The following is a 21,275-nucleotide window of genomic DNA, read 5'->3' as shown; positions in this document are numbered from 1 at the left end:
GCGGCCCCGGCTTGTGCCCTATTCAGTGGCGTTGGCGACTGTCACGAACTGCGTTGGTACGAAAATCACGCTTTCACGCTGGTCCTCACCGGCCAAAAGCCCCTCGACCACCTGCGCTGCTGCCGCACCGATCCCGGTGAAGTCCTGCGCGATGGAGGCCTCGAAATTGCCCCCCATGGCGATGGCATCGCGGGCCTGCGGATTGGCATCGATGCCGGTGATCACGATACCCTCGTCGGCGCGGCCCGCGTCCTCGATAGCTTGCAGCGCGCCCAAGGCCGGTTGATCCCAGGCGGCCCAGACCCCGGCGATGGAGCCCGGCTCGGGATTGGCGGCAAGGATGGCTTCCATCCGCGCGCGGCTGTCGGCGATACCGCCATCGGACACGTCAGGGGTCACGCGATCCAGCACTTCGATATCGGGGAAGTTGCCAAAGACCGCATCGGCCACCACGCCGCGAAGCTGCACGGGCGGGAAAGCGTCGAAGACAAACATCACGACCGCCCCTTCACCGTCGATCCGGTTGGCGAGGTAGACCGAGGTTTCCGCCGCCATCGCGTAGCCATTCGACGTGACGTTGACCGCCACCAACGGGTCGCTTCCGGCGTCCATGCCGACCACGGGAATGCCCGCATCCGCCGCCGCCAAAAGGCCTGCGGTAACCTGCGCCGGATCGACGTTGATCACGATGGCGTCGACGCCCTGGACCACTGCATCCTCGATGCGGGCGATCGCGGCGGCCACGTCACCGGCGGTGTCCACGACGTTGACATCCCAGCCACGCTCGGCGGCAGAGGCCTCAAACCCCTCCACATAGGCCTGCGTGCCGGGCTGCGCGAGATAGGGTGTGATCACGGCCACGTTCTGCGCAAGGGCGCCGCCGGCAGCAAGCGCCAGCATGGATGCCGCGATAAGGGTCGTCTTCATGGGTGTCTCCTCCGAGGAATTATCCGGCGTTAACGCCGTTCGCCCAACGGTATCCTAGACAGACGCGCGGTCAATCCCGCGATCCCCTCAATGGCATCTTTGTAGAGCGCGAAGCGATCGTCGTAGCGGGCGTGGGCCTTCGCATCCGGCGCGAAGCGGCGCCCGAACCGCGCAAGGGCGGCCTGCGCGTCCGCCGCGTCCGCATAGTCGCTTGCGCTGATCGCGGCGATTGTGGCCGCGCCCAGCACACCGGGTTCCGCCGCGTCCAGGACATGTAATTCTGTCCCCAGAACATCAGCGCGGATCTGCGCCCAGATGTCCGACCGAAAGCCTCCGCCGCCACAGGTAATCGTGTCACTGCGTGTGTCGGCAGAGGTTTGCAGCGCCTCCAACCCGTGCCGCGCCGAGAAGCTCACACCCTCGAACACAGCGCGCGCAAGGTCGGCTTGGCTGGTCTGGCGCGAGACACCAAGGAAGGCGGCCCGCAAATCGCCGTCCCAAAGCGGCGCGCGCTCCCCCTCCAGCTGCGGCAGGAACAGCGGCGACGTTGTGGCCCGCGCGGCCATCGCAGACATCTGTTCAAGGCTGATCCTTGCGAGGGCCGCGAACCATGCGGCCGCGTCGCCGCCCGATTGCGTCGGGGCCGCATGTAGCCGGATGCCTGCGCATTGCGGGAACACGATCACGCCGGGGGTCGGCACAACGGTGCGCGACGAGATCCCAAGGATCTCGCTGGTGCCGGAAAGATAGACGGTCGAGCCCTCCTGCGCGCCCCCTGCCCCCACCAAGCCCGCCCAGGCGTCCATCGTTCCCGACGCCACGGGCCGCCCCTTAAGCAGTCCGCGCGCGATCCCGGCACTGTCGGTCACCGGGATCAGGGGTGCCATCCGCTCGGCCGCGCCGGGGACGAGGGCCAAGACCTCGGGGATATAGTGCAAATTGCTGTCGACAAGGCCGATAGCGGACAAAGGGTCCGTTGAGGTGTCGCCGGTCAGATGCGCGATGCAGTAATCCTTGGGCAGAAGCACCCGGGCGGTGGCGTCCCAAACCTCGGGCCGATGCCGCGCGACCCACGCCATTCGCGACAGCGCGTGGCTGGCATCGATCGGCATCGGCGCGCCCCACCAACCGATCTTCTGGTCTGCCGTAACGCGGGCATCCAATGCGGCGGCCTCGGCAACTGCACGGGTGTCCTGCCAAACCACTGCAGGCATCAACGGCACGCCGTCCGCGCCCACGAAAACGTGGGTGTTGACCTGCGAAGTCAGTCCGATCGCCGCGATATCGGGTCCGAAGCCCGCCCCGACGAACTGCGCGATGGCCGCATCGATCAGGCGCGTCCAGTCGCGGGGGTCCTGTTCTACTACGTTGTCGCCCGACCGCGCGGTGTCATAGCGCTCGGAGAACGCCGCGACCTGTGCACCATTCGTGTCCAGCAGCCCCGCCTTGACAGAGGTCGTCCCGACATCAATTCCCAAGATCAATCTGCGCGCCATCGTTCCCTCCGCTTGCGTATCGCTATCCTTTCGCAACCGCCCGCCGCCTTCCATCGCTTTTTCCGCATGCTCTATACTTCCCCCTCACAAGCCGTTACGCCCCGCCCTTTGCAGGCCATTCGTCTGCGCGCGGATATGTGAAAAGTGGATCAGACGTGAAACAGGCCCTCCAGAAAGCCCTCGACGCCCAAGGGTACGACACCCTCACCCCGGTGCAACAGGCAGTCACGGACCCGGAACTGACGGGCAAGGACCTGTTGGTGTCGGCGCAGACCGGGTCGGGCAAGACCCTGGGGTTCGGCCTGGCGATCGCGCCGGGCATGTTTGGCGAGGCCGAGACGTTTGACAGCGCGGGCGCGCCCCTGGCCCTTGTCATCGCGCCGACGCGCGAATTGGCGATGCAGGTAAAACGGGAACTGACGTGGCTTTTCGCCCACGCCGGCGCGACGCTTGCCTCTACCGTTGGCGGCATGGACATGCGGGATGAGCGCCGCGCCCTGGCGCGTGGGGCGCATATCGTCGTGGCCACCCCGGGCCGCCTGAAGGATCACATCATGCGCGGGTCGATTGACCTGAGCGCGCTGAAAGCCGTGGTGCTGGACGAGGCCGACGAAATGCTGGATCTGGGCTTCCGCGAAGATCTGGAATTCATCCTAGATGAGGCCCCTTCTGATCGTCAGACGTTGATGTTCTCGGCCACCGTGCCCGCCGCCATCGCCAAACTGGCGCAGAACTATCAGAAAGACGCCGTGCGCATCGCCACGACAACGGGCGAAAAACAGCACTCGGACATCGAATATCGGGCCCTGACGGTTTCGGCGCGCGACAGTGAGAACGCGATCATCAACGTGCTGCGCTACTACGAGGCGCCAAATGCCATCGTCTTCTGCAACACCCGCGCGACGGTGAACCGGATGACGACGCGGTTGTCGAACCGGGGCTTCTCGGTTGTGGCGCTGTCGGGCGAGTTGACCCAATCCGAGCGCACGAATGCGCTGCAAGCCATGCGCGACGGGCGCGCGCGGGTGTGCGTAGCCACGGATGTGGCGGCGCGCGGCATCGATTTGCCGAACCTGGAATTGGTCATCCACGCAGAATTGCCCACGAACCAGGACACGCTTCTGCACCGGTCGGGCCGGACCGGTCGCGCGGGTCGCAAGGGTGTCTCGGCGTTGATCGTGCCGCCTGCGGCGCGCAAGAAAGCCCAACGCCTTTTGGGGTGGGCGAAGCTGACCGCCGTCTGGGCCGACGCGCCCTCGGCCGAAGAAGTCACCGCCAAAGATGATGAGCGGATGATGGAGGGGTCCGATTGGGAGGGCGAGGTAGAGGAATCCAACCGCGCCACCGTGGATCGCTTGGCGCAGATGTATTCCGCCGAGCAACTGGCCGCCGCTTTCGTCCGCCTCTACCGCGAGCGCCGCTCGGCCCCTGAAGAGCTATCCGAGATCACCGCCGCGCCCGAGCGCAAGTCGTTCGGGCCAAGCGTGTGGTTCTCGCTGGCGGGCGGCCAAGCCGTGGGCGCCGAGCCGCGCCGCCTGTTGCCGATGCTGTGCAAGATGGGCAACATCACGCGCGACGACGTGGGCGCGATCCGCATCCACCACGAGGCCTCGTTCATCGAATTGCGCGAAAGCGCGGTGGACGGGTTCCTAGCCGCCATCGGAGGCAAAATGACGGTGGAGGACGGCGCGACCCTGACCCGCCTGGACGCCGCGCCCAATCTGGATCGCGGCCCGCGCCCGCCCCGCGCCGATGGTCCGGTCGAGCGCAAACCGCGCACCAACAAATCCAACGACCGCCGAGCAGGCAAGGCTCAGACGTTCGAAGCCGCTGATCCGGGTCCCTCAAGGGCACCAGAAGCGCCCAAGTCCGGCACTACGAAGCCGGTGGAATGGAATGACGCACCGCCGCCACGCCAAAAGAAGCCGAAGAAACCTGCGCCGGGCGGGAAACCCGCCCGCTATGGGAGTGCTGACGGGAAACCCGCCCGCCATCGGGGTGCTGACGACAAGCCAGCCCGCCACGGGGCATCCGACACCAAGCCCGACCTGCCCCAGGCCGAGCCCTGGAAGGCCCGCAAGCCGCGTCATAAATCGAAAGCGGCGGGGGACGGTTTTGAACGCCCATCCCGTCCCGGTGGCAACCCCGCAACAAAGCCGGGCGCCCGGCTTGGCGCACCGACAACGGGCAAAGCCAACAGCAAGAAGAACAAGGCCCGCGCGGCGGCAGCCGCGGCAGAGGCCTCGGCCAAAGGCGCACCAAAGCCGCGCAAACCCCGCGCAGCGAAGCCGAAGAAGAAACGCGATCCGTCCTAGAGCGACGGCTCGTTTGGCGATCTTATGACGTAGGCCACTCGGTTACCGGGGGGCCGCGGGCGGGTCCGCCTTGAAGACATCGTGGTATCGGTCGAGATCCACCCCCATGCGCCCGCGCCGCCCCGCAAGGGGCAGGACGATATCTGACCGAGCAGAGCCCTTGAGGCGCTTGTGCGCCTCCCAGAACTCCACTTGGGTCCGCGCGCCCTTATAGAGGGGCATCACCAGATCGTTTGGCAGGATCCCACATTCCGCGAGCGTTTGCAGGATACCGTGGCGCTTGTATTTGTCAGTCATGGGCAAAATGCGGCCTTTGCGATGCGCTTTTCCAACGCGCCCGGTGTCTCGTCTTCCGGTGCCTCTTCGATGAGCCTCAGAAGCGTTCCAAGAACGGCATGCTCTGCGGCGGTGGCAGGACCGGGGATAAGGGTAAGAACCTCTTCCCAACGGGGGGACACGGTCTCTGGCATCTCGTTCGAGGAATGCCCCGCTTGGGCACTTGCCAAAACCGCGTCAGCCCGGATTTCCGCCTCTCTTGGAAGACCGCAGATGTCACAATGCATGTCCCCTTCAAAGTCATGGGGCTGAAACCGATGCAGCCGCAGGTAGTCCAGCAGCACGCTCCGCCCTCGGGGAAAGGTGCCCGCGACCCCTTTCACAAAGGCATCCGTTGCCGTTTTCAAAGGATACGGGGTGCCGTCGCGCAGGGCGATCAACTCGGTCAGAAGCGCACCATGGCTGACACGCCGCATCCTTCAGGCGATGCGGCGTGCGTCCGAGAAGGACAATAGTTTGCGGCTGTCCTCGTCCCACAGATGCAGGCGGGCACATTTGAAGCTTTCCCACAGGGTGATCCGCTGGGATTGCGCCAGAACGTCATGGTCGCGCACAACCTCAGGCAGTCGATAGAACGGGATGCGGCTGGCAAGGTGATGGACGTGGTGCACCCCGATATTTGCGGTCATCCAGCGCAACACACCCGGCAGGTGGTAGTGGGAACTGCCATGCAGCGCGGCATCCTGCACCGTCCAATCGCCATCCCGGTCCCAGACCGTATCCTCGAACTGGTGCTGGATATAGAACAGCCACATGCCGACAACTGCGGCCAGAAAAACCGTGGGGAAGAAGACCAGAAATACGACCTTGAGGCCACCGAACCACAACAAGACGCCCACGATTGCGGCAATCGCAAGATTGGTGCCCTGGGCGCTGATCCAATAGCGCCAGCCCCCGCGCATGACGCCCAAGGGGATGCGGTTTTGCAGGAAGAAGGTATAGAACGGGACGATGCCGAACAGGAACAGCGGGTTGCGCACAAGGCGGTAGAGCCCGCGCCCGACCCAGCCCTTGGCGCGAAATTCGCGTACTGTCAGCGTCGGCAAATCACCCGTGCCGCGATGATCGAGATTGCCCGTTGTGGCATGGTGCATCGCATGATTGCGCCGCCACACGTCATAGGGCGTCAGCGTCAGCACGCCGATGAAGCGTCCCAGCCAGTCGCCCACACGGCGGTTCTTGAAGAACGCCCCGTGGCCACAATCGTGCTGGATCATGAACAAACGCACAAGGAAAAGCGAATTCGCGACCGCAAGCCCCAGACCCAGCCACGCGCTGATCGACAAGGACCACCACGCCAGCGCCCAGATTGCGGTAAACGGCGCGAGAGTCACGGCCAGCTCAAACCAACTGCGCGAATGGCTTGGTTCGCGGTACTTGGCCAGAATTCGGGTCCAGTCAGAGGGTTTCAAATGAGTCTCCTGATCCAGCGGGACGTCACACGCCCGCGCGCGTTAGTGGCAGTTTCCACACGCCGTTGATAGCCCCTAACGCCGCCACTGAGGGAAGAACGGCATTTAGTCCGTTCCGATATCTTGACGCGATCACCAAGCGCAGGGTCCCTCAAAAGCATGAAAACCAGGTAAACACGGCATACGCGGCGATAGCGCCGCTCTTTTTGGGCAAGGACGGCGCGTCTGACGGGGGCAGTCTGCCCGCACGCCGGATGGGTGCCACCTAGCCCCCGGTCAAGGACAGCGTGGCCTGGTGGACTTGCGCCAGGGCCTGGGTCATTGCGCTGATGAAATCGCCGTCCGATGGACGATTGGCCAGCGGTGGCAAGACGGCGCTTGTAAGCCCAAGGCTTTCGACACGGGAACGGGAGGCCGCGTCCGGTTCTGCCTCCCAGATGAACAATCTTGCGCCGCTTGCCGCCACACGTTCTTCCAACGCGGCCAGTTGCGCGTCGTTCACCGGCTCTCGTGGGTCCCACTCCATGGCATCGATGTCGACGCCATAGGCGCGGGCGAAATACTGGTAGCGCGGGTGCGCGGCGATCATCCGCACCCCCTGCGCGGCCGCTCCGATCGCACGGGCGTCAGTATCAAGCGCACCAAGGTCGGCGATAAGCGCGTCGAGGTTTCGTGCGATGTCCGCCTCTGCATCGGGGGCGCGGCGTGTCAGGGCGGCGGCGATGGCTTCGGCCTGCATCTGGGCCTGCGCGAAGTCCAGCCAAAGGTAGTTGGCCGTGCCCGTGTGGGAATGCGCGCCGCCGTCCCCGTGGGCATGGGTGATCGTCTCGGTTGCGATGAAGGCATCCTCGAACGCGGCAGAAGTGACGACGCTGCGCGCACGCGGCAACGTCGTGCGCGCCGTCCAATCCGCGAACCCCGCGCCATTGAGCAGCACCAGATCCGCTGATTGAATGGCCGTGATATCTGCAATGCCGGGCCGCCAGAACGAGGGGTCGACGTCGTCGGGAACCAAGAAGCGCACATCGGCAAGATCGCCCGCGATCCGTTCAGCAAAATAGGCCAGCGGGTAATTCACCGCCGCGATGGACAGCCGCTCTTGTGCAAAGGCGCGGCCAGCAAGGGTGGTGGCCCCCAAGGCGAGCGTCAGTTGCCCCAGTCGGCGGCGGGTCAAAGCGGATGCGGTCATGTGATCAACTCCCCGATCCCCGAGCGATATCCTCAGGCGTCAGTATCCAATAGTTGTCGTGCCCTTCGCCGGTTCTGACTTCGATCAACAGGCCCGACTCGGCGTGCGCCGGATCCAGCACGAAGCGCACCGTTCCGTCACTTTCCAGCGGCAACAGCATCAGCGGCTCCCCCTGTCCGTCAAGCACGCTGACCTCGCCCACCTGTGGCGGGTTGCCGTTGGAGAACCGGCTTTCCACGATCACGACGCCTGCTTCGACATAGGCGAAGACGTTGAGCTGATGGGCCAACGCCGCAGTGGTGGACATCACAACCGCAAGTACGGCAAGAACTCCCCTCATTGCCCGGTCCATTCCTCGAAATGGACCCAGATCACGGCACCCAGTTCGACGGCCCGCGGCGTCCCTTCGAAATCGAGGGTTTCGGGCGCGGTGTTGAGCGCGGCAAAGCCCCACCATCCGGCGTTCGGCGTCGAATAGCTGAACACGCCGTCGGCATCCGCGACGATGGTCTGGGTGATCATAAGGTCAGAGGGCGCCGTGGCCGACAGATCCTCGTTGTAATACTCGACCTCGATCTCGGCGAAGGGCACCGGCTCCCCTTCCAGAAGGACGCGGCCTTGAAAGACGTTGCCTTCCCAGATGCCGAACGGGCGTGTCAGAGGCTCGATCTCGGTGCGCAGACCCAGCAGAGCGTCCCAGCCTTCGTCATCATCATAGGCGCTGACGTAGGTCTTGGTATAATGCACGATGTAGCTGTCTTCCGCCGGTTCCCAATAGGGTTGCGGCTCCATCGCGAAGACATAGGTGCCGGGCCGGGACAGGTCGTACTCCATAGTGAAGCCCGCGGCTTCCATGATCGTGGCCGGCTGCAAGGCATCCATCAAATCCGTGGTGTCTCCCTCATGGGTGACGGAGAACGAGACGGGCGCCACAAGCTCCATCCCAACCAGCTCGAAGGGATGCGAGAATGAGACATCAAGCGTGACAGAGCGGCCATCTTGCTGAGAGACCATCGGATCAGAGGGGATGATCATCCCGTAATGCGCCAGCGCCGCTGTAGTGCTAAGCGCCGTTGTCGCCAAGATCGTCGCAAGTGTCTTCTTCATTTTCAATCTCCCAGTTCGGTCTTTGGTTTCTTATTTAGGTCGCCAACAGCCATGCCACAATTGTATCGCCCGATGATTGCACGGCCATGACGATGCCGAAAGCGATCAATCCAGCGCAGGCCAGCAGAATAATCGTTTCAGAGGCCAGCAGCCGCAGAATCATGCCGGGCCGGGCCCCCAGTTTGAAAGCCGTCTGCATCTCTCGGGCGCGCAAGCGGTAGCTCAGGAACACTGCAAGCCCAACGGCGGCCAATGCGGCCACCCCCACGATCAAGGTCACGGCATCGAGCAATGACTTAATGCGGAAAATCCGGTCGACCAGTTCGCCCACGACCTCTTGCGGAACGATGATCTGAAACGGGTTGGCCGCATCGAGGTAGCGCCCCCGCAGGATCGTGCCCGCCCGGTCGTCATCGGGGACCACGAGGATGCCGGACACGGGGTAGCTTTCCGGGTCGCCATGGAAATGGAAGCTGTCGATGTTCTCGGGCGTGATGCGGTTGAATTCGACGATGGCGGCATTGGCCACGACCACATCGGTATCGGCGTCGGCGGCCACGACGCCGTCGTGGCCATGGCCGATGCCGGAAATCACCCAGGTGGTGGCGATATCGACAAAGACCGCCTCATCATCCGGAGTACCATTGGGCGCAAGAACGCCCACGATGGCCAACTCCAGCGGATAGACCCCATCGAGGTCGAAAAGGTTTTGCGGCGCGGAGACCACCGTATCACCGGGCCCAAGGCCAAGCCGCTCGGCCACGGCGGCGCCCAACACGGCCTCGCCCAGAACCGCAAGCTGGCGACCGTCTGCCACGACCAGATCGCGGAAGTCGAAATAGTCCAGCGTGGTGCCGACAATCCGCGCGCCATTGGTCTCGAACGCGGTGTTGAGCGGGATCGGAATGGCAAGCGCGGCATCCCAGATCTCTTCGCTGGCGGCCATTGTGACCGGCTCTGCCCGGTCATCGGAGAAGTAGAGCGCGTTCATCACCAGGTCGAGTTGACTGCCCCGGTTGCCAAGCACCAGGGGCGTGGCCTCTGCCCGATCCGTCAGCGACGTCCGCGCCCCGTCCAACAGCACCTGGCTGACCAGCGGCACCGACAGAATCATCGCCGCCACAAGCACAAGGATCAGCGACCGCAGACGATGGAACTTCAGATAGGCGAGGGCCAGGAACAGCGTGTTCATGCGCCCGCCTCCGTCGCCACGCGAAAATCTGCAAAGTCGATCACCCGGTCGAAGCGTGGCAACAGATCATGGTCGTGCGTCACCGCCAATAACGCGGCCCCGGCCTCGCGCGTGCGCGAAAAAAGCAGATCGAGGATCGCGACCTTGTTGTCGGGATCAAGGTTTCCGGTCGCCTCGTCGGCCAGGATCAGCTTGGGCTGGCGCACCAGGGCACGGCACAGCGCAACCCGCTGCTGCTCGCCTTGGCTAAGCGCGCCGGGGCGGCGCCCCAGCTTCCCCTCCAACCCGCAGGCTTTCGCCAATTGCTCGGCCCGCGCGCGTGCCTCGGCGTCCAAGGGTGCGCCTGCGGTGATGCGATAGGGATAAAGGATGTTTTCGCGCGCCGTCAGGTAATCGAGCAGCGCGAAATCCTGGAAGATAAAGCCGATGTTATTGGCCCGAAACGTGCGCCGCGCGCTATCGGACAACCCCGTGATCTCTTTGCCGTCGATGGTGATCCGCCCCGCCTGCGGCACCGCGATCCCCGCGATCAGGTTCAAAAGCGTCGTCTTGCCGGTGCCACTGGGCCCCACCACGGCCACCCGTTCCCCATCCGCCAGGGTGAGGTCGGGGACGGACAGGCGAAAATCGCCACCGGGATAGGAAAAGGTGATGCCGCTGAGGTCGATCATGGCTCGGCCGCCACCATTTCTCCGGCCTCGGAGCGGTCTACGTCCGTCAGATCGAACCCGGTCACCCGCCACGCGCCCTCTACCGGCTCCACCGTCAGGATCGCGGCATATGTGTTGCCCCTGACATGCATGTGCGTCGCATGGCCGACAGTTCCCACGACGCGCCAGCGGGCGTTCCAGGTGAAACGCTCCCCCTCCCGGCTCTGGTCGATGCGCAGCATTTCCATGGTGTGGATCTGCTGGTCCGCCTCCTCAGAGGGGTCCAACCCCCCACCGACCATGGCGCCCACCCGTTCCAGGTAAAGCTCTTGCAGCGCGTCGCCTGCCGCGACCGTGGCAAGGCTATCGTAAATCTCGGCTTCCCCCGTTTCATTGAACGCGCGGTAGACGACGGTCAGAAGCTCTGGCGCGACAAGAAAGAATTCCTCGGCCAGGGCATCGGCGGTCATCGGCTCGAACCCCGCCACTTCATAAGGCGCAGGCTCTTGCGGCGCGCGGAGGAAGAGGGTCCAGACCAAGGCGGCTATGACAACGCAACACGCACCTGCCAAGGCTGCTGCCGCAAGCCCTTTTCTGGCAGGTCGATCATGGGTCAGGGAATCCGTCATCGCCACAGACAAGATAACAATAGTGCCGCGATTTCCAGATCAGAACGTACAAATCTGCGTCAGGTCTTGGGGACTGACGGTCTTTGCCTGTCCGAACCCCTGATCCCCAAAAAACGAGCGACACAAAGGGTGACGCTGCGCGGAGCCCCCTGAAACGCCCCCTCGGCCCTATTCGCCCCAAAGCAGTCGCCAGCGGCGCAGGGTCGAGCCGCGCGACGAAACCGCTTGCGTTCCCTCCCGGCCCACGCCATCCTCTCAATACCACAGGGGTGCTGCGTAATGTCGTGGCTGAGATGTGGGCGCCAAGCCCACTGTCCCTCAAAGCTGATCTGGGTAATGCCAGCGTAGCAAGGAGGAATAAACATGTTCTCAGGGGCACAAGTCTCCCTTTATCCGATGACTGACGGCTTTGTTGACGTCATTTTGAGCGCGCTCAACGCGCTTGATCCGTGGCGCGACAGATTGCGGATCGAGACGGACGATATCTCTACCCTCATCGTCGGGCCGCCCGAGGTCTTGTTCCCGGCCCTGCGGGATCTTTATGCGACCGCCGCCGCGTCCGGCCACCACATCGTGCTGCGTGCCACGTTGTCACGCGGCTGCCCCGGTGAACCCGATGACCCGATTTGCCAGACATCGACATTGGCCAATCCCGCGCAGCCCTTGGCTGAGCGGCAATCAGAGGCATTGGCAGCGCTTGCCGCAACGCCCGAGAAGGGGCAAATCGCCGACGCCCAGTTCTCGCTTTACGTCATGGGTGCAGGCGACCACATGGCCGAGATCATGGGCTGCATCGACTTCCTGAAGCAAAGCGGCACATTCGATCGGTCCAAGAACTTCTGCACCCGCCTGACGGGCGATGCCGGCCCGGTTTTCGCAACAGTGCAGGAAGCGTTTTGCCGCTTCGGCCCGCCCAATGGCCATGTCACGATCGACCTGACGGTTTCCGCCAACAGCCCCAGCACACGCTGACATGTCACGCCCTGTCCCCCGCCCGTCCGGCGGAGGGTTGGCCCGCGGCGTGCCTGCCGTGGTAAGCGTGGCCAGCGCCTTCGTGATCTGGGAACTCTATGTGCATCTGTCCGGCATTTCGCCGCTGATGCTGCCCGCGCCCTCGCGCGTGCTCGATCAGATGTGGCTGAACCGCGATCTCCTTTGGGCCAACACGATCCCCACCCTTCAAGCCACGTTCACGGGCTTTGCGCTGTCGCTGACCGTCGCCTTCACCTTGTCCATCGTGTTGGATTTCATGCCTCGGGTGCGCCGGGCGTTGTTTCCGATCTTCGTGGTCAGCCAGACGCTTCCCCTGGTCGCGATCGCGCCGCTGGTGGTGTTGTGGTTCGGGTTTGATCTGACGCCCAAAGTGCTTCTGGTAGCGCTGGTCACGTTCTTTCCGATGCTGGTGGCGCTGGTGGACGGATATGCCGCCACAGACCCGGAAATCGAGGACCTGCTGCGGTCCATGGGCGCCAGCCGTGGCAAGGTATTTCGCGCCGCGCGCCTGCCATCGGCGATGCCATATTTCTTCGCCGGCCTGCGCATCTCGATCACCTACGCCGTCGTCGCTGCAATCTTTGCGGAATATGTCGGCGCGCGGGCGGGGCTGGGGATCGTGATCCTGAACGCAAAGAACAGTTTTCGCCCCGATCTGGTGCTGGCGGCCGTTGTCATCAGCTCGGCGCTGACACTGGTCCTTTTCGCCCTGACGGCCGTGCTTCAACGCGTCGTCCTGCGCTGGCGTGATGCGGGAGAGGACCATTGAGCGTGCTGAAGATGTGCAGCGTGGGTGTCACGCGCGGCGCATCACGGGTTCTGGATGACATCTCGTTGCATGTGGCCCGCGGCGAGTTCGTCTCTATCCTCGGGCCCTCGGGTGCAGGGAAATCCACGATCTTCCAATTGCTGACCGGCGCCTTGCGGCACGACACGGGCGTGACCACCTGCAACGGACGTCCCGTTGACGGAGCCAGCCGGGACTTCGCCTTCATGCCCCAGCGCGATGCGCTGATGCCGTGGCGGCGGATCATCGACAACGTGACCCTGGGGCTGGAGGTACAGGGAATGACCCGCAAAGACGCGCGGGAAAAGGTCCTGCCGTTGCTGCAGGACTTCGGCCTCGACGGGTTTGCGCACCGCTACCCGGCGCAGCTTTCCGGCGGTATGCGCCAACGCGCGGCCTTGCTGCGCACCGTTGTGCAAGGTCGCCCCGTACAGCTTCTTGATGAGCCGTTCGGCGCGCTTGATGCGCTGACCCGCACCCGGATGCAACGCTGGTTCGAAGACCGTTGGCAAACCGCCAAGTGGACCACGTTGCTGGTAACCCATGACGTCCGCGAAGCGGTGGCCCTTTCAGATCGCATCTACGTGCTGTCCGCCCGCCCCGCCCGCGTGATTGCCGAAGTCGCCATCGCCACGCCACGCCCCCGCATGGGGCGCCCCATTCCACCCCAGGCCCATGCCCAAGAGGCAAAGCTTCTCGACATCCTTCTGACACAAACCGGAGACTCCAGATGAAACACCTCGTAACCGCCGCCTTCCTGTGCGCGGCCACCCTACCCGCTTCGGCGCAAGAAACCCTCAGCGTCGCGCTCGACTGGACGCCCAACACAAACCACGTCGGCCTCTACGTCGCCCAATCGATGGGCTGGTTTGAAGAGGCGGGCCTGGACGTCGACATCCTGCCCTACACCGACACCTCCTCTGGCACATTGGTCGCCGCCGGCGTGGCCGAATTTGGCATTCTCAGCGCCGTGGGCTTCCACAGCCAGCGCGCAACCGGGGCCGATATGACCGTGGTCATGGCCGTCGTGCAGCACGAAACGGGACGGCTGGTATTCAACGGCGACCGAGAGGATATCCAACGCCCGTCTGATCTGGACGGCATGATTTACGCAGGCTTCGGGTCCGCATGGGAAGAGGCGTTGATTTCCACCATCATCCGCAATGACGGCGGCGAAGGGGTGTTCGAGACCGTGACCCTTGGCACCTCGGCCTATGAAGCGCTGGCAAACGGGCGCGTGGATTTCACCCTCGAAGTCAGCACATGGGAGGGCGTGAACTCTGTCCTGCTTGGCCGTCCCCAACGCGCGTTTCGCTATGCGGACTTCGGCGTTCCGGATCAGCACACGACATTCCTGGGCGGAAATGCCACCTGGCTGACGCAAAACCCCGACGTCGCGCGCGCGTTTGTGCAAGCGGCCCAACGGGGCTACGCGTTTGCGGCCGACAACCCCGAGGAAGCCGCAGAGATTCTGATCGCGGAGACGGCTGGTATGCTCTCCAATCCCGACCTCGTCCGCGCGTCCATGACCGCGTTGGCCGAGGGGGGATACCTGCAAGATGAAGCGGAGCCCGTCGGCCTGATTGATGCCGGCATGGTCACAAACATCACGACCTTCCTGTTTGAGGCAGGCATCCTGCGCGGTGAAGATGGCAATCCGTTGGAGGCGATGCCGGACGTGTCGACATGGTTCACGAACGACTATCTGCTGCAGTGACCACCGCAGCACGCGCGACCGGGCGATGCCCTAGCGTCACCTGGTCGCGCCTTGATCAAACCTGACAGGCTAAAAAGCCGTGCGAACGCACATCGCAAGACACGCGCAATCCCGCATGGGTCGACGAACGGCGCAAGCGTGGATCCGATGCACCTCCACAGTCGCAAAGAGATGCCCCCATTTCGCAAGGCAGAGGTGCTTGAACTTCGCATCGAATGATCGGTCCCCCCTGCCGCGCGTGGGAAGAGCAACCTGGAACTTGCACGGCTTCAAGCAGCCCGAAGGACAGTAGGCCAAATACTAAAAAATGGTGCGGGTGAAGGGACTCGAACCCCCACGCCTCGCGGCGCCAGAACCTAAATCTGGTGCGTCTACCAGTTCCGCCACACCCGCATTGAGGCAGCACTTAGCAGGGCATTCAAATCAAATCGAGACCAAAAATCACCCTAGCATTAACCCACCCATAACCTCGTTTCGCCCAGTTTGTGCCTTAATTCGACGCGAGAACCTGTGCATCACCGGGCTGCCACCCGGACAACCTGAGGGGAAGACGATGACTGACACCGCTTTGATCATTCAAGAAAACGCTCGCCCGATGGGCTTGGATGACGTAAACTCGCAAACACAAACACGAGGCATCAAATGCCCGAACGAGCGAGCAGTAGCACCCATGACCAATTCCACCCCGCGGCCAACGGCCCGCGCGGGCGCCAAGACCGATGCCTGTGAGGCTGGCCTTGCCCCCGGAACCACCGTTCTCACCATGGACGGGGCGATCCCCGTTGAATTCCTCAACCCCGGCGACCGCATCATCACCCGGCGCGGTGTGCGCAAGCTGATAGCGGTGATGCGCCATACGCTGCCCGAAGGCACGCCTCGCGTTGTTGTCTCGGCCGATGCGCTTGGTGGCAAACCCTCCACCGACATCACCTTGATGCCCGGCCAGCGTGTTCTGGTCCGCGATTGGCGCGCACAAGCTATGTGGGGCAAGGACATCGCCGCGCCCCAGGCAGCCCGTCTGGTCGATGGCCAATTCATCCGGACCGTGACGACCGGCTCGCAGATCATGCTGTCGCTCTACTTGGGCGCCCCGGAAATCATCTACGCAGACGGCCTTGAACTGGCCTCTGCCGACAAGCCGAAGGTGGCAGCCAAGGCTTGATCGGAAAGGGCGCCGAAGCGCCCGACACAAGAGTTCCCCTCACCCAAAAGCGGTGCCCCAACGGGTGCCGCTTCTGCATGTTACAGACCCAAATCGCGAAACACCTGCGGCAGCATCTCGGGCAAATCTTCGGCAATCAGGCCGGGACCAAACGCCCGAGCAGCCTCCACATGGAGCCAGGCGGCGGTCTCGGACGCTTGCATTGGTGACAGTCCCCGCGCGATGAGCCCTGTGATCAATCCCGCCAACACGTCGCCCGATCCTGCGGTGGCAAGCCAGGGGGCCGCACGGTCATAAACGGCGGCATTGATTGCAAAGGCGCCATTAGGATCGGCAATGACCGTATCGGGCCCCTTGAAAAGGACAACACATCCGGCCCGCTCTGCGGCGGCACGCGTTGCATCGACCTTCGAATAGGCGGGGCCGGTTGTGGCCGGGGCGTTCAACTTGTCGGCAATGTCCGGGAACAGGCGCGCAAACTCACCTGCATGGGGCGTCAGAACGACCTTAGGATGGAGCATTGAAAACAGGGCGTTTGGGTCGTCGGCGAAAGAGGTCAGCGCATCGGCGTCCAGCACCACCCCTCGCGCCGGATCGGCCAGCGCCGCCCCCACAAGATCGCGGGTCTCCTGCCCCACGCCCAACCCCGGCCCGAGGCACAGCGCGTTCAGGCGTTTGTCTTCCAACAGTGTTGCCAGCCCCTCCGCCCCCTTGCACTTGCGCAGCATAATGGCAGTGAGCTGCGTGGCGCATTCCATCATTGCCGAGCCCGGTGCAGCCACCGTCACCAGCCCCGCCCCGACCCGCAAGGCGGCGCGCGCCGCCAATCTCGCGGCCCCGGAACGCCCCATCGCCCCGGACAGAACAACCGCGTGGCCGTGGTTGTATTTGTGATGGCCCGACCTTTTCACGATCCCGGCGACGCAATCGACGTCCGCAAGTTCAATCGGAGCTTCCAATTGGCCAGGCGGGCGGCCCTCAATTCCTATGGATGCGACGACCGCCTTACCGCACCTGGACGGGCCTTCCGCGAGGATATGCCCATGTTTCATACTGTGAAAAGCAACCGTCAAATGCGCAACGGCCGAACTTGGAAGACCTGTCTCAAGGCCCGCATCGGTTTCGCCAAGTACTTTTCCGCTGTCCATATCAAGGCCGGACGGCGCATCCACTGCAACTATGAACGGCGGGCCTTCCAGTATCGTGGGAGAGGCCGTATCCATACCCATACGAAGCGTCCCAAAGAGATTACTGAGGTTCTGTACTGGGCGCACAAGCCCCGTTCCGAATAGAGCATCAACCACAACATCGAAATCGAAGATCTCAGCGTCGTTGACGTCAAAGAGGCTTCGCGTCGGAGAATTCCACCGCTCATAATTCACCCGAGCGTCCGGCGGCAGCTTGTCGGGGTCGCCGTAAAGGTACGCCTCCACCTCCCAGCCCCACTCCTTCAACAGACGCGCCACGACAAAGCCGTCGCCGCCGTTGTTTCCCGGCCCGCACAGGACCACGGCCCTGCGGGAGGTTGCGGCCAGTTCGGGCCACTCCTCGAAAATCGCCTCCACCACGCCGCGACCGGCGCGCTCCATCAACTCAAGGCCCGTGACGCGCCCGCTGGCGATCGCCTCGGCCTCGATCGCGCGCATCTGGGCGGCGGTGATCAGTTCTGCCATGGACCTCTCCCCAGAGATTCACTAATGCTTATTTTTTAGGCGCCACGCACAATGAATAGCCAGCAAGCGCAGATTCAATCGGGCAACCTCAAGCTGCACGCCGTCCCGCATGGACGCGGCCTGCGCAAAATGATGTCACGGCGCAAAGCCTTTGGCGAGGAGGACGACGGCAACATGAAGAAAATCGAAGCAATCATCAAACCGTTCAAGCTGGACGAAGTGAAAGAAGCCCTCCAGGAGATCGGAATTCAGGGCCTCAGCGTGACCGAAGTCAAAGGCTTCGGGCGTCAGAAGGGTCACACGGAACTGTACCGTGGTGCAGAATACGTCGTGGATTTCCTGCCCAAGGTGAAGATTGAAGTCGTCCTTTCCGACGACATGGCCGATGCCGCCATCGAGACGATCATCGCCGCCGCCAAGACCGACAAGATCGGTGACGGAAAGATCTTCGTGTCCGACGTCAGCCAAGCCATCCGCATCCGGACAGGCGAAGCGGGCGAAGACGCGCTGTAAGACACCTGTGCAGGCGTGCACAATCTACTAACCCCTTACGAATCCAAGGAAAGTTTACAATGAGCACAGAGAGCTTCTTGAAAATGATGAAGGACGAGGATGTCGAGTACGTCGACGTTCGTTTCACCGACCCGCGTGGCAAGTTGCAGCACGTGACGCTGTGCGCCGACCAGGTGGACGAAGACTTCATCGAGGAGGGCTTCATGTTCGACGGCTCCTCCATCGCCGGTTGGAAGGGCATCGAAGCCTCTGACATGAAGCTGATGCTGGACACCAACTCGGGCTACGTTGACCCGTTCTACGCTGAAAAAACGCTGTGCGTGCATTGCTCGGTGGTAGAGCCCGACACGGGCGAGGCCTACGATCGCGACCCGCGCGGCACTGCGGAAAAGGCTGAGGCCTACCTGATCTCCTCGGGCATCGGCGACAAGTTCTACTGCGGCCCCGAAGCTGAATTCTTCATCTTCGACGACGTGCGCATGTCTGTTGAGATCAACAAGGTCTCCTACGAGGTCGACGCCCAGGATGCCTCCTGGAACGGAGATACCGAGTACGAGATGGGCAACATGGGCCACCGTCCCGGCGTGAAGGGCGGCTATTTCCCGGTCAACCCGATCGACGCTTCCCACGATCTGCGGTCCGAGATGCTGTCGACGATGAAGCGCATCGGCATGAAAGTCGACAAGCACCACCACGAGGTGGCGTCCTGTCAGCACGAGTTGGGTCTGATCTTCGACAGCCTGACCAAGCAGGCCGATGAGCTTCAGAAGTACAAGTACGTCATCCACAACGTGGCCCATGCCTACGGCAAGTCCGCAACGTTCATGCCCAAGCCCATCGCGGGCGACAACGGCACTGGCATGCACGTGAACATGTCGATCTGGAAAGACGGCAAGCCCTTGTTTGCAGGCGACAAATATGCCGACCTTTCGGACGAGGCGCTGTATTTCATCGGCGGCATCCTGAAGCACGCGAAAGCGCTGAACGCCTTCACGAACCCCTCGACGAACTCTTACAAGCGTCTGATCCCGGGCTTTGAGGCCCCCGTTCTGCGCGCCTATTCGGCCCGCAACCGCTCGGGCTGTGTGCGTATTCCGTGGACGGAAAGCCCGAAGGCCAAGCGCGTGGAAGCCCGCTTCCCCGATCCGGCGGCCAACCCCTACTTGTGCTTTGCGGCCCTGCTGATGGCCGGCCTTGACGGCATTCAGAACAAGATCCACCCTGGCGATCCGTCGGACAAGGACCTTTACGATCTGCCCCCGGAAGAACTGGCGGGCATCCCCACGGTTTGTGCCTCGCTTCGTGAGGCCCTGGACGAGCTGGAAGCCGATCACGAGTTCCTGCTGAAGGGCGACGTGTTCACCCGCAGCCAGATCGACGGCTATTGCGCCCTGAAGTGGGAAGAGGTTTACGCCTACGAGCACACGCCGCATCCGATCGAGTACAAGATGTACTACAGCTGCTAATTAGCTGATCCTGAACGAGAAAGAGGCGCCCCTGGGCGCCTTTTTTTGTCGTACGTGCCGCGGAAATGAAAAAGGCGCCCGGGGGCGCCTTTCCTGATCCGTGCGTTGGGGGCGTTCTACTTTGACCCGCGCTTGGTGGAAAAGGTTGCCCCGTCCTGGCGGCTGGCGACCTTGGCTTGCTCGGCCTTGAAGGCGGCCAAGGCCCGGTCGTGGCTGCTGCCCATCGCGATCCGATTGACGTGAATGTTTGTTGGTTTTTCGCCGTCGCGCCCCGCGACAAAGCGCAGGAAGTTGGTAACGAGCCGCTCCATGGTACTGCCTCATTTGTTTTTGTTTTTGACTTATCCACAGGGTTGGCGGGCAAATAAGGCAAAATCTAGGCAGCGTGGCACGGGCGGCGGCGAAGGGGCCACAAGTGTGGCCCCAATGCCATGGCTTCAATCAGCCGTGTAGTCGAGCAGCACGCTTTCGGCTCACCGACCGCCCTCGCCGGTGATGGTCAGGGCGGCCATGCCCTGCCCCGCCGCCGGGTTGGTCAGGTAGAAGCTGGCGGCGCCCTGGATGCCCGCGGTATAGTCGTGGAACCAGCCCGTGCCTTGGTAATCGCCATCGCCGCGCTGACTGAGCACAACACTGTGCAGGCGAATGTCGCGCCGCTGGTTCGATAGCGTGGGGCCGAAAAGCGGAACGCAGGCGTCCATTTGCAAGGTTGCCGACCCGCCGGTGAACGCCAGCGAGCCCAAGGGCGCGGCGGGCGGCTGCGCATAGATTGTCCAGGGCGCGGTCGCCGCGTTGGATATGCCGGAGGTGGTCACATAGGGGTTGTTGCTGGCGCTCAGGCCGGTGTCCATCGCGACATTGGGGCAGTTCGCGTTCACTGTTGGCGTGGGCGTGGGCTGCGGCATCGGGGCCCAAGTGACCGGGCCGAACCAACCGCTGCGCGACAGGGCGTTCAGGTCGAATTCCTGCGGCCAAACAATGGCGGCATCCAGCCCCTCGGGGAAATAGCCAGGCGAGATTCTGGCCCGCGTGCCGTCCCAATTGGTGCCGTCCTCAAACGCGAAGGTGGTCTGGTCCTCAACCCAGGACCCGTCGAAGACGCCGGGGGCGGTCAGGCGGAATTCCAACGCGCCCCAGCGGTCACTGTTTTCATGCACCCAAGCGCCGCGCAGGATCGTGCCGCTGGGATCAGTGTAGCCGATGATCCAGCCGCGATCGACGTATTCGCCAAACACAAGGTTGCCGTCCTGAAGCAAATTCAGGTCACTGTAGGAGGTATCCCAATTGCCCTGCCACGGCCCGTCGGCAAGCGCCGCGAGGGGGGTCAGGGTCAGGGTTAAAGCGGTGGCAAGGCGGGAAAAGGTCAGAAGGGGCATTGCATAAAATCCTAAATCAATCACGGGGATGTGATGAAGTTAGGTCGCCCCGCCCCCCAAGGCGACAGCGGAATTCCTTACGGGGAAAACCTGCCGCTAGTCGACGGGCTACATCCGCCCGATGCGCCGAAACATCCGCATCGCGCCGCGCGCTTGACGCACCGCGCCCTTTGCCTGTCCGCGCTGCTGCTGGTTCGGAGCCGCGCCGTTACGCCCGCGCGTCGCCATGTCGATGCCCGCATCGACGCCCTTGTTCACCACGCGCCCGATGGCACGGCGCAAGATCATGTTGAGAATTCTGTCCATGGAAAGGAACCTCTTTCTGCCTGTGTTAA

23 protein-coding genes, 1 tRNA gene and 1 riboswitch are annotated in these 21,275 nt (G+C 63.2%); of the genes, 8 read left to right on the top strand and 16 right to left on the bottom strand.

Going from position 1 to position 21,275, the window contains the following annotated elements; translation table 11 throughout:
* Nucleotides 1-18 precede the first annotated feature (18 nt).
* Nucleotides 19-927, bottom strand: coding sequence for a substrate-binding domain-containing protein (locus KUL25_RS01310; protein WP_257891271.1), 909 nt, complete (start codon nucleotides 925-927; stop codon nucleotides 19-21).
* Nucleotides 928-956: 29 nt separating this feature from the next.
* Complete coding sequence (locus KUL25_RS01305) at nucleotides 957-2,423, bottom strand: xylulokinase (protein ID WP_257891270.1); 1,467 nt, start codon at nucleotides 2,421-2,423, stop codon at nucleotides 957-959.
* Nucleotides 2,424-2,578: 155 nt separating this feature from the next.
* Between KUL25_RS01305 and KUL25_RS01300 the strand changes: the two genes are divergently transcribed.
* Entirely contained in the window at nucleotides 2,579-4,738 is a 2,160-nt protein-coding gene (locus KUL25_RS01300; RefSeq protein WP_257891269.1) for a DEAD/DEAH box helicase, read from the top strand.
* Between the two features lie 42 nt (nucleotides 4,739-4,780).
* On the opposite strand, the gene KUL25_RS01295 is transcribed toward KUL25_RS01300, so the two are convergent.
* The 9 genes from KUL25_RS01295 to KUL25_RS01255 all read right to left on the bottom strand — a co-directional run bounded on the left by KUL25_RS01295 (nucleotide 4,781) and on the right by KUL25_RS01255 (nucleotide 11,253).
* The gene (locus tag KUL25_RS01295; RefSeq protein ID WP_257891268.1) at nucleotides 4,781-5,035 is read right to left on the bottom strand and encodes a hypothetical protein; all 255 of its coding nucleotides are present in this window, start codon (nucleotides 5,033-5,035) and stop codon (nucleotides 4,781-4,783) included.
* Nucleotides 5,032-5,490, bottom strand: a complete 459-nt coding sequence (locus KUL25_RS01290; RefSeq protein ID WP_257891267.1) for a hypothetical protein — start codon at nucleotides 5,488-5,490, stop codon at nucleotides 5,032-5,034. Before KUL25_RS01290 ends, KUL25_RS01295 begins: the two co-directional genes overlap by 4 nt.
* A gap of 3 nt (nucleotides 5,491-5,493) precedes the next feature.
* Nucleotides 5,494-6,486 carry a fatty acid desaturase gene (locus KUL25_RS01285; protein ID WP_257891266.1) on the bottom strand — a complete coding sequence of 331 codons (993 nt, stop codon included), beginning with the start codon at nucleotides 6,484-6,486 and terminating at the stop codon, nucleotides 5,494-5,496.
* A gap of 265 nt (nucleotides 6,487-6,751) precedes the next feature.
* Entirely contained in the window at nucleotides 6,752-7,675 is a 924-nt protein-coding gene (locus KUL25_RS01280; RefSeq protein WP_257891265.1) for a metal ABC transporter substrate-binding protein, read from the bottom strand.
* Between the two features lie 4 nt (nucleotides 7,676-7,679).
* Complete coding sequence (locus KUL25_RS01275) at nucleotides 7,680-7,982, bottom strand: type 2 periplasmic-binding domain-containing protein (RefSeq protein WP_068363093.1); 303 nt, start codon at nucleotides 7,980-7,982, stop codon at nucleotides 7,680-7,682.
* Nucleotides 7,983-8,011: 29 nt separating this feature from the next.
* Nucleotides 8,012-8,782, bottom strand: a complete 771-nt coding sequence (locus KUL25_RS01270; RefSeq protein ID WP_257891264.1) for a DUF4198 domain-containing protein — start codon at nucleotides 8,780-8,782, stop codon at nucleotides 8,012-8,014.
* A gap of 34 nt (nucleotides 8,783-8,816) precedes the next feature.
* The gene (locus tag KUL25_RS01265; RefSeq protein WP_257891263.1) at nucleotides 8,817-9,974 is read right to left on the bottom strand and encodes an ABC transporter permease; all 1,158 of its coding nucleotides are present in this window, start codon (nucleotides 9,972-9,974) and stop codon (nucleotides 8,817-8,819) included.
* The gene (locus KUL25_RS01260) at nucleotides 9,971-10,645 is read right to left on the bottom strand and encodes an ABC transporter ATP-binding protein (protein WP_068363102.1); all 675 of its coding nucleotides are present in this window, start codon (nucleotides 10,643-10,645) and stop codon (nucleotides 9,971-9,973) included. The genes KUL25_RS01265 and KUL25_RS01260 overlap by 4 nt, the downstream gene beginning before the upstream one ends.
* A complete protein-coding gene (locus KUL25_RS01255) occupies nucleotides 10,642-11,253 on the bottom strand; it encodes a hypothetical protein (protein ID WP_257891262.1) in 612 nt (203 codons plus the stop codon). Before KUL25_RS01255 ends, KUL25_RS01260 begins: the two co-directional genes overlap by 4 nt.
* A 255-nt stretch (nucleotides 11,254-11,508) precedes the next feature.
* Nucleotides 11,509-11,622, top strand: a riboswitch (TPP riboswitch).
* On the opposite strand from KUL25_RS01255, the gene KUL25_RS01250 reads away from it, so the two are divergent.
* The 4 genes from KUL25_RS01250 (at nucleotide 11,617) to KUL25_RS01235 (ending at nucleotide 14,750) form a co-directional block, all read left to right on the top strand.
* A complete protein-coding gene (locus KUL25_RS01250) occupies nucleotides 11,617-12,225 on the top strand; it encodes a YkoF family thiamine/hydroxymethylpyrimidine-binding protein (RefSeq protein ID WP_257891261.1) in 609 nt (202 codons plus the stop codon). Its footprint overlaps the riboswitch before it by 6 nt.
* Before the next feature lies 1 nt (nucleotide 12,226).
* Complete coding sequence (locus KUL25_RS01245; protein WP_257891260.1) at nucleotides 12,227-13,015, top strand: ABC transporter permease; 789 nt, start codon at nucleotides 12,227-12,229, stop codon at nucleotides 13,013-13,015.
* 2 nt (nucleotides 13,016-13,017) lie between these two features.
* Nucleotides 13,018-13,767, top strand: a complete 750-nt coding sequence (locus tag KUL25_RS01240) for an ABC transporter ATP-binding protein (RefSeq protein ID WP_257894803.1) — start codon at nucleotides 13,018-13,020, stop codon at nucleotides 13,765-13,767.
* Complete coding sequence (locus tag KUL25_RS01235; RefSeq protein ID WP_257891259.1) at nucleotides 13,764-14,750, top strand: ABC transporter substrate-binding protein; 987 nt, start codon at nucleotides 13,764-13,766, stop codon at nucleotides 14,748-14,750. Before KUL25_RS01240 ends, KUL25_RS01235 begins: the two co-directional genes overlap by 4 nt.
* A 308-nt stretch (nucleotides 14,751-15,058) precedes the next feature.
* Here KUL25_RS01235 and KUL25_RS01230 read toward each other — a convergent pair.
* A tRNA-Leu gene (locus KUL25_RS01230) sits at nucleotides 15,059-15,143 on the bottom strand.
* A 277-nt stretch (nucleotides 15,144-15,420) separates the two neighbouring features.
* Between KUL25_RS01230 and KUL25_RS01225 the strand changes: the two genes are divergently transcribed.
* Nucleotides 15,421-15,912 (top strand): Hint domain-containing protein, encoded by a 492-nt coding sequence (locus KUL25_RS01225; RefSeq protein WP_257891258.1) that lies wholly within the window; start codon nucleotides 15,421-15,423, stop codon nucleotides 15,910-15,912.
* Between the two features lie 80 nt (nucleotides 15,913-15,992).
* On the opposite strand, the gene KUL25_RS01220 is transcribed toward KUL25_RS01225, so the two are convergent.
* Nucleotides 15,993-17,585 carry an NAD(P)H-hydrate dehydratase gene (locus KUL25_RS01220; RefSeq protein WP_257891257.1) on the bottom strand — a complete coding sequence of 531 codons (1,593 nt, stop codon included), beginning with the start codon at nucleotides 17,583-17,585 and terminating at the stop codon, nucleotides 15,993-15,995.
* 174 nt (nucleotides 17,586-17,759) lie between these two features.
* On the opposite strand from KUL25_RS01220, the gene KUL25_RS01215 reads away from it, so the two are divergent.
* Together KUL25_RS01215 and glnA are read left to right on the top strand one after the other, a co-directional pair.
* Complete coding sequence (locus tag KUL25_RS01215) at nucleotides 17,760-18,098, top strand: P-II family nitrogen regulator (protein ID WP_068358983.1); 339 nt, start codon at nucleotides 17,760-17,762, stop codon at nucleotides 18,096-18,098.
* 59 nt (nucleotides 18,099-18,157) lie between these two features.
* Nucleotides 18,158-19,564, top strand: a complete 1,407-nt coding sequence (glnA, locus tag KUL25_RS01210) for a type I glutamate--ammonia ligase (protein WP_257891256.1) — start codon at nucleotides 18,158-18,160, stop codon at nucleotides 19,562-19,564.
* Nucleotides 19,565-19,680: 116 nt separating this feature from the next.
* On the opposite strand, the gene KUL25_RS01205 is transcribed toward glnA, so the two are convergent.
* From KUL25_RS01205 to KUL25_RS01195, 3 genes are all read right to left on the bottom strand, one after another.
* Complete coding sequence (locus tag KUL25_RS01205) at nucleotides 19,681-19,875, bottom strand: hypothetical protein (protein WP_257891255.1); 195 nt, start codon at nucleotides 19,873-19,875, stop codon at nucleotides 19,681-19,683.
* A gap of 162 nt (nucleotides 19,876-20,037) precedes the next feature.
* On the bottom strand, nucleotides 20,038-20,940 hold the full coding sequence (locus KUL25_RS01200) for a hypothetical protein (RefSeq protein ID WP_257891254.1): 903 nt from the start codon (nucleotides 20,938-20,940) through the stop codon (nucleotides 20,038-20,040).
* Between the two features lie 108 nt (nucleotides 20,941-21,048).
* Nucleotides 21,049-21,246 (bottom strand): hypothetical protein, encoded by a 198-nt coding sequence (locus KUL25_RS01195; protein ID WP_068358889.1) that lies wholly within the window; start codon nucleotides 21,244-21,246, stop codon nucleotides 21,049-21,051.
* Between the last annotated feature and the right edge of the window lie 29 nt (nucleotides 21,247-21,275).

It is taken from the genome of Gymnodinialimonas phycosphaerae (assembly GCF_019195455.1).
Classification (GTDB): Bacteria; Pseudomonadota; Alphaproteobacteria; order Rhodobacterales; family Rhodobacteraceae; genus Gymnodinialimonas; species Gymnodinialimonas phycosphaerae.
This window is presented reverse-complemented; position numbering and strand designations above follow the sequence as displayed.

Excerpts from the sequence above, each read along its gene's own strand:
- KUL25_RS01310 (WP_257891271.1), bottom strand. The coding sequence starts at position 927 with ATGAAGACGACCCTTATCGCGGCATCCATGCTGGCGCTTGCTGCCGGC.
- KUL25_RS01305 (WP_257891270.1), bottom strand. The coding sequence starts at position 2,423 with ATGGCGCGCAGATTGATCTTGGGAATTGATGTCGGGACGACCTCTGTC.
- KUL25_RS01295 (WP_257891268.1), bottom strand. The coding sequence starts at position 5,035 with ATGACTGACAAATACAAGCGCCACGGTATCCTGCAAACGCTCGCGGAA.
- KUL25_RS01290 (WP_257891267.1), bottom strand. The coding sequence starts at position 5,490 with ATGCGGCGTGTCAGCCATGGTGCGCTTCTGACCGAGTTGATCGCCCTG.
- KUL25_RS01280 (WP_257891265.1), bottom strand. The coding sequence starts at position 7,675 with ATGACCGCATCCGCTTTGACCCGCCGCCGACTGGGGCAACTGACGCTC.
- KUL25_RS01275 (WP_068363093.1), bottom strand. The coding sequence starts at position 7,982 with ATGTCCACCACTGCGGCGTTGGCCCATCAGCTCAACGTCTTCGCCTAT.
- KUL25_RS01270 (WP_257891264.1), bottom strand. The coding sequence starts at position 8,782 with ATGAAGAAGACACTTGCGACGATCTTGGCGACAACGGCGCTTAGCACT.
- KUL25_RS01265 (WP_257891263.1), bottom strand. The coding sequence starts at position 9,974 with ATGAACACGCTGTTCCTGGCCCTCGCCTATCTGAAGTTCCATCGTCTG.
- KUL25_RS01260 (WP_068363102.1), bottom strand. The coding sequence starts at position 10,645 with ATGATCGACCTCAGCGGCATCACCTTTTCCTATCCCGGTGGCGATTTT.
- KUL25_RS01255 (WP_257891262.1), bottom strand. The coding sequence starts at position 11,253 with ATGACGGATTCCCTGACCCATGATCGACCTGCCAGAAAAGGGCTTGCG.
- KUL25_RS01250 (WP_257891261.1), top strand. The coding sequence starts at position 11,617 with ATGTTCTCAGGGGCACAAGTCTCCCTTTATCCGATGACTGACGGCTTT.
- KUL25_RS01245 (WP_257891260.1), top strand. The coding sequence starts at position 12,227 with ATGTCACGCCCTGTCCCCCGCCCGTCCGGCGGAGGGTTGGCCCGCGGC.
- KUL25_RS01235 (WP_257891259.1), top strand. The coding sequence starts at position 13,764 with ATGAAACACCTCGTAACCGCCGCCTTCCTGTGCGCGGCCACCCTACCC.
- KUL25_RS01225 (WP_257891258.1), top strand. The coding sequence starts at position 15,421 with ATGACCAATTCCACCCCGCGGCCAACGGCCCGCGCGGGCGCCAAGACC.
- KUL25_RS01220 (WP_257891257.1), bottom strand. The coding sequence starts at position 17,585 with ATGGCAGAACTGATCACCGCCGCCCAGATGCGCGCGATCGAGGCCGAG.
- KUL25_RS01215 (WP_068358983.1), top strand. The coding sequence starts at position 17,760 with ATGAAGAAAATCGAAGCAATCATCAAACCGTTCAAGCTGGACGAAGTG.
- glnA (WP_257891256.1), top strand. The coding sequence starts at position 18,158 with ATGAGCACAGAGAGCTTCTTGAAAATGATGAAGGACGAGGATGTCGAG.
- KUL25_RS01205 (WP_257891255.1), bottom strand. The coding sequence starts at position 19,875 with ATGGAGCGGCTCGTTACCAACTTCCTGCGCTTTGTCGCGGGGCGCGAC.
- KUL25_RS01200 (WP_257891254.1), bottom strand. The coding sequence starts at position 20,940 with ATGCCCCTTCTGACCTTTTCCCGCCTTGCCACCGCTTTAACCCTGACC.
- KUL25_RS01195 (WP_068358889.1), bottom strand. The coding sequence starts at position 21,246 with ATGGACAGAATTCTCAACATGATCTTGCGCCGTGCCATCGGGCGCGTG.